5 protein-coding genes and 1 pseudogene are annotated in these 6,949 nt (G+C 42.6%); all 6 read right to left on the reverse strand.

Annotation, left to right across the window (positions count from 1 at the left end):
• Positions 1 to 11: 11 nt before the first annotated feature.
• Positions 12 to 1,535 (reverse strand): vanadium-dependent haloperoxidase, encoded by a 1,524-nt coding sequence (locus tag V7S75_RS04490; protein ID WP_459511722.1) that lies wholly within the window; start codon positions 1,533 to 1,535, stop codon positions 12 to 14.
• 4 nt (positions 1,536 to 1,539) lie between these two features.
• Complete coding sequence (locus V7S75_RS04495; RefSeq protein WP_459511723.1) at positions 1,540 to 2,424, reverse strand: hypothetical protein; 885 nt, start codon at positions 2,422 to 2,424, stop codon at positions 1,540 to 1,542.
• A gap of 7 nt (positions 2,425 to 2,431) precedes the next feature.
• Positions 2,432 to 3,532, reverse strand: coding sequence for a hypothetical protein (locus tag V7S75_RS04500; RefSeq protein ID WP_459511724.1), 1,101 nt, complete (start codon positions 3,530 to 3,532; stop codon positions 2,432 to 2,434).
• A 75-nt stretch (positions 3,533 to 3,607) separates the two neighbouring features.
• Positions 3,608 to 4,120 (reverse strand): hypothetical protein, encoded by a 513-nt coding sequence (locus tag V7S75_RS04505; RefSeq protein ID WP_459511726.1) that lies wholly within the window; start codon positions 4,118 to 4,120, stop codon positions 3,608 to 3,610.
• A gap of 17 nt (positions 4,121 to 4,137) precedes the next feature.
• Positions 4,138 to 6,087, reverse strand: coding sequence for a DNA primase (gene dnaG / locus V7S75_RS04510; RefSeq protein WP_459511727.1), 1,950 nt, complete (start codon positions 6,085 to 6,087; stop codon positions 4,138 to 4,140).
• 1 nt (position 6,088) lies between these two features.
• Positions 6,089 to 6,823: pseudogene (locus V7S75_RS04515) on the reverse strand (NupC/NupG family nucleoside CNT transporter); the annotation flags it as partial.
• Between the last annotated feature and the right edge of the window lie 126 nt (positions 6,824 to 6,949).

The following is a 6,949-nucleotide window of genomic DNA, read 5'->3' on the forward strand; positions in this document are numbered from 1 at the left end:
AGAAAACCAACTTATTGTGCCCCATCCGCATTAGCACGCTTCACAGCAAAATCGCCAATCACACGACCATGTTGGCCTCCCATCGTACAATCGATTCTGAAGTGAATCAACCCATATACCCTTGAATCCGATGCGTCTTGTGCAGAACCATAATATTTAGCTGAATTCTCTGGAAAAAATGAGCTTAATACTGTCGCAGCTGCATAGGAAAATGTCGAGTGACCGGATGTGTAACTCGGGAAATTGGGAAGTCCCACCGATGTTTTCAAACCAAATTGTTGGGGACGCGGGCTGTAGTAAAAGTATTTTGTTTCCCAACAAGCGATGCCAGCATCCATCAAAGCTGACCCTACGTATGCAAGCATACGAGCCATGCGTAATTCGGAGAACTTAGCCGAAACACCTGCATCGCAAGCATAACGATGCCAATGTCCTGGAGGTGTATAAGAACCAGGACCATCCGCCCAATAGTTGGCAATCGCAGCTTGTTCACGCGTTTGATTTTTTTGAATATCATTCAATTCTGCCAAATCTTTCTTAAACTCAGCCGTGTTTTCCAAATAAGGGATAACCGGACGAATGGACTCTAAGGTCTTGCGGTCAAAATTGATTGTACTCACGGCACCATAATTGGGCAACATCGGTGGACGAACTGGAGATTCCTGGCTTTTCCAGGGATTTACAAAACCCAAAGAAGTTGAGCGTGCAATTAAATCGGGTACTATCGCCTGATTATTAGCCGTACTCATCCCATCTGTTTTAGCTCGAGCCATCACTTTGGCAGCAACGCCAGCACCTAATGCTGCTCCCGCATCCACATCACTTCCCACATTTTTGGCAGCCCATATCACAGAATTCTTTGCCTCTGCTAATTTTTCTTTCAAAAAAGGACCCTCGCCAGGAAACATCGCCAACAAAATAACATAACTCGCTTGGGCCACCACCGCTTCTTCTGAAGGATAAGCAGGTACACCCGTTGCAGGCAACAAAGGTTTTATGGTGGCATCGATTTCATATGGTGCTTTGCGGTTGTATTGATATTTATACTTCCAAGCCGCTACTAAGGCATCATATTGGGCAATACTCAAATAAGCCAAAGCACGCGCCGTATAGGGAGGATTGGCAAATGGAAACTTAGGATCTGCCAAAGGATCCGCAGCATTCGGTACAGGATAAACACCCGCCGCATTCGATGCTGGCGGAACATTGTAACGTGCCGCTAATTCCCGACCAATCTCATTCCAGCGAAGAACCGCTCCTGCGCCCCAGTAATCAATAGCCTTTTTTTGTGCGGCCGTCAATCCTGGAATGACAATCGTTTTCAAGGAATCAATTTCCTTTAAATAAGCAGCGTCAGTCGCCAACTTAGGCACTGCAATGGCAATATCCGTAGGCGAAGCTACGATAAATGTCTTCCAAGATCCACCATTGATATCCACTTTGGCAGGGACATATGCCTTATAAAAAGCATCATCCACTTCCTTGCTACAAGAAAGCAATGTGAAAAACGCTATTATGCTATATAAATATTTCATCGAATTATAAGTTAAATTGATACAACAAGCCTAATGAAAGTCCTAAACTTTGACCCACGTTTTGGCCATCCACGACATAACTCATTCTGGCATTAACACCAATGTTTTTCGGCTGGTATTTCCCATAAACTCCCACCGTTGTCATCGTCATGTCATTCGTCATAAACGGCATGTCGTTCCTGCGGATATCGTCACCCTTGGTACATGAAAAAGTCTCTGCAAACAATTCTAATTGATTGTCTTTCTTCAAATATCCAATGCGCAAAGCCGCATCAAATGCATCCGGAACCGCTACCTGATTCGTTTGGTACATTTTATCCCCGCTTAAATAAGCATCCCGATCTGCCTTAACCTTCGAACGCATTTGATAAGCGATTGACCCATTTACATACAAATGTTTGGGCAAATCGTAGGTTATGATTCCGCGTGTGATCAAGGATTTAGCCCCTAAACCAATCGACATCGGCATGAAATCAGGTACATAATTTGATATAGGTGTACTAAAACCTACGACCCCATGCAAACTAAGTCCGTGTGTTGAATAAGCTTTGGCCTTCAACCAAATAGAGGCATCCTGAAAACCTTTTTGACCTAATAAATTACCTTGCGACGCATTCGTACGCACATACGGAACCACCGCGATTACATTGATTTTCTTCGTAATTCCATAGGCTAACATCGCAGTCATCGATTCCGTCGTCAAGCGACCGATGTTCTGATTCTCTCGGAACAATTGATTTTCCCAATAATTCGTCCAAGACGAATTACCATAAATCAAGGCGCCACAAGCCAACTTTTTATTCATGTAAATGCCATCGTGCGGCATTTGGCCCTTGGCAACAGGCAGAACAAAACAAAATGCCAATAATAGTATAATGAGGTATTTCATAAGCCGATTAGAAACGATGCGTTAAAGTCGCAGAAATGAAGTAATCTGCAAAAGCAGCATCTCCATGCTTGCCTGTTACCCAATCATTCGCACTCTTAATGCGATTACGTTGCGTCGCTACTGGTACAGATACAAATAAGGTATTCTTAGCAGTTGAGTAACTCAAACCTGGTTCCACAGAGAAAATGAAACCTGGACGACGGAAACCATCACTTCCACCTATCAAATCATAAGCTGGAATCCCTTCAATACGAGCTCCCAATGACGCACCAATTCCTGCTTTGGCAGAAACGATGTAATTCAATCCTAATCGGCCGGCATATTGATCAGCCACCGACATGTAATGAACCATTTCATCCGTTACTGCTTTATCCGGCGCTACGTTAGAAGCTGTATTTACTTTCTGTGGATTCGACATATAAAATCCATTGTAATAAAGTGAAGTACGGTTGAATAGCTGTTGGTACCCCTGAATTTCTAAATTGATACCTACTCCCCCATCACCTAATTGAATCGATTGATCCACGGCTTTCGTAATTGTATAATCCGTTCCATCTGACTTACGACGATGAAATTGATCTTGAACATTCCAATCACCCGTTGGCAATTTAATCCCCAATCCCAAAGAGAAATTCCCTTTCATGTGTTTGATTGGATCCAACATCCAATAAGACGCCGTGATACGCGCATCACCGATTCCATTGGCTTTTGTATTAAAACGCTTTTGTTCAGGGTTACCTGAAACGGCATTTCCATAATGCTCATACATAGAAGAACGGTCATTGAATGCTAGTGGTAAATTCAATGCCACCGATAAGCGATCTGTGATCGAATAAGTCACACCAAAATCGAAACCTTGTTGGTCATTAATTACATTCGTTCCAGCCGCCTCACGTGCTGGTTGATAATCAGCCCCAACAAAATGCTTGAAAGAGTGAAGGCTACGAAAGCCCATAGAAACTTGCCATTGGCCTGGGTGCATCATGGAATTTGAGTTTGCTCCAGTTCCTACTGAACAACTCATGTGACGAACTGCTACGCAACCTTGACCGAATACAACAGAAGAGATTACTCCTACGAATAGAAGTGATAATATAATTTTTTTCATTTTGCTTAAATTTTAAAATACACGTACGATTTCAAAGGTCCATAGACCTTCAAAATAAAAAAGTATCGAGAAAATTTAAACTTGCCGTGGAGGCGAAAAGAAATCGGCAGAAAATGCCAACGTAGGTAATGTTTCGTGAGATGGCGCTTGCTGGGTAGCAGGCCATTCCATAATATAAAGAACCCATGCAGACGCATGCGCACAATATTCTTTTACAAGGGTATTAATCAATTTAGATTTAGCAGGAGCTTTTTCTGGTTGGTCCGACATGTGTTCATTCACCTGTGCCGCCAAATCAAAGAAACGATCACGGGCATTTTGATCCGCAACCAACGTTGTAACGATTTTACCATCAATGACCTGTTGGTCCTTCATTTGGTAAAAATTATCTCCTTGACGAATCTCTCCGGAAACGGCTTGTGGAGCATCCCAATCTGTTTGATAGGGCAAAGAGATGGGCATTTCAACTACAATTGTTTCGCCAGCCTCAAAGGTATCCGTATCCTGCGCAATGAAACGCAATGCAAAGCCTCCCGCTTGATACAGGAGAATAAACAATAGCATTATGGAGAGGATTCTTTTCATCATAACGAGGCGAAAATACGCTATTTTTCGATAACGGTCCCCAATTCCTGGGAAATATTTTTCTGAATTTCCTTTAAATGAATGAATTCAAGCAATAAATCATTCATTTCATTCGGATCACCTACATATTGGTCCATGCGCTCCATAACATCTTTAATATGCTGATCATTGTAAACCTTACGCAAACGCAAAATATTCTTGTATGCGAAATCTTCTAAAAGCTCCTCATCCTTCTTCACTTTAATCTCATGTCGGTCCCGCCAAACGGTCGACAAAACATGTTTATCAGACGAAGCATCAATAGCAAATCGTTGAACATCTTCTTCCGGGTGATGCAAGTAAAAAGATGGCTCAGGGATAATGCCACGGCCAAATTCCGTGCGACATGTATCCATGATGCCTTTGAATAATGGTGTTTGAAAATGCACCTCCTCTAATTCATGTAACAGATATTGTAATAAGCTCACACCAGGCGCTTTTTCAGGACTTATTTCCAAATGGCCATAATTGACCAATAATCGCATACATTCCAATTCTTGGTAATAAGCCAAATTTTGAACTTCCACCGGTGCATCGACCTCAGGACCTGGCTCAAACAAAGCTTGCAACTCCGCTTCATTCTGTGGTGAAAGCGTTGGCATCGATTTTTGTTGCACTTTCTTCAAATGCAACTTATTCATTTCTGCCAAGAGCACATCCTCCTCCAAACGCATCAATTGCGAGGTCTTTTGGATAAACAAACTCCGCTGGATGGCATCCGGTATCTTTGAGATACTTTGCACCATTTCCTTAATCAATTCGGACTTCTTGAAGGGATCATCCCCCGCTTCCTTCATGAATAAATTCGCTTGGAACGAAATTACATCCCGTGCTTCTTTTTGAATGTATTCAATAAACGCCTCACTTCCGATGGAACGCACAAACGAATCAGGATCCTGCCCTTCTGGGAAGACAACCAAATTCACTTGTAAACCTTCTTCTAATATCAAATCCATTCCACGCAATGCCGCTTTGATCCCTGCGGAATCTCCATCATACAAGACCGTGACGTGGTTGGTAAATCGGCCGATCAACTTAATCTGCTCAATTGTCAATGAAGTACCCGAAGAGGCCACTACGTTTTTAATTCCCGCCTGATGCAAGGAAATCACATCGGTATATCCTTCTACGAGGTAACAAACATCTTTTTGTCGGATTTCATTTTTTGCCTGCGCGATGCCATAAAGGGTCGCCGACTTATGATATACAACGGTTTCGGGCGAGTTGAGGTATTTGGCTTGATTCTTCGCATCCGATTTTAGAATACGTGCCCCAAAGGCGATAACCTTTCCGGCTACACTGTGAATGGGAAAAATAACGCGATTACGGAAACGATCATATACTTTTCCTTCATCGTTTTTATTCGTAACTAAACCTGCTTTCTCGATGATATCTTGACTGAAACCCTGCTTAAGCGCCGTTTTCAAAAAGACATCCCAGCCTTCCGGGCTATAGCCTAAATCAAAGGCTTGGATCGTTGCGTCCGAGAAACCACGCTCTTTAAAATATGGTAGAGCGATCGACTTCCCTTCATCGGATTCCGTTAATTGTTTCTTGAAAAATTCTTTGGCATACTCTAAGATGATCAACAAACTCTCCCGCTCATTTTGGCGTAGGAGTTGGTCGTCCGTCATCTCCTCTTCTTGAATGTCGATGCCGTATTTTTTGGCTAAATGACGCAAAGCCTCTCCGTAGCCTAAGCCTTCAATATCCATGATAAAACGAACCGAATCACCCGCCTTACCACAACCAAAACATTTGTAAATACCTTTGCTAGGTGATATAGAAAAAGAAGGCGTCTTCTCTCCATGAAATGGGCAACAAGCCCAATAATTAGCCCCTTTTTTCTTTACCGTTACATAATCCCCGATCACGTCTGCCACGGCAGCCGTTTGCTTTATTCGCTCGACGGTTTCGGGATCAATACGCATATTACAATAATAAACCGGCTAATGTTGCTGATAAATACGAAGCTAAAGTTCCTGCAATCAAGGCTTTGAAGCCTAATTTTGCCAAATCGGAACGACGTGTTGGCGCTAATTCACCAATCCCTCCAATTTGAATGGCCACAGAAGAAAAGTTGGCAAAACCACACAAAGCAAAACTAGTAATGGCAATCGTCTTCGGATCTAATGTTGCTTTCAAATGCACCATATCTAGGTATGCGACAAACTCATTCACAACCATTTTTTTACCCATCAAAGCTCCCGCCACTTCTACATCCTGAGCAGGAACACCCATTGCAAAAGCGAATACGGAAAATACCTTTCCTAAAATCAAATTCATGGAAAGGGATGGCATGTTGATCCAAGAACCAATGTGACCCAAACCTAAATCGACCAATGCAATTAAGGCAATAAAACCAATCAACATCGCAATCACATTCAAACCGACTTTCAAGCCTTCACTAGCTCCTGCTGCAATTGCATCCACTAAATTCGCATGTGTTTTGATGATGTCCATTTTAACCATTCCTTCGGTCTCCGACTTCTCAGTTTCAGGGAACATGATTTTTGAAATCACCAAAGCACCCGGCGCGGCCATTAAACTCGCAGCTAATAAATAAGCGGCTGGAACTCCTAAAGAAATATAAACGGCCATAACACCCCCTGCGATACAAGCGAAAGAACCTGTCATGGATGCCATCAACTCCGAATTCGTCATGTTGAGTCGTCCTAAAATAGGTTGACAGTTTTAGATTGATTTTAAGGGGTCGGAGAATATATTTTCTTCGACTCTTTTTCATGAATAAAGTTAGGGGTTTTCATGTTTAAATTTAGGTGGGGTCTCTCA

This window comes from Aquirufa sp. TARAVU-A1A (genome assembly GCF_054558675.1).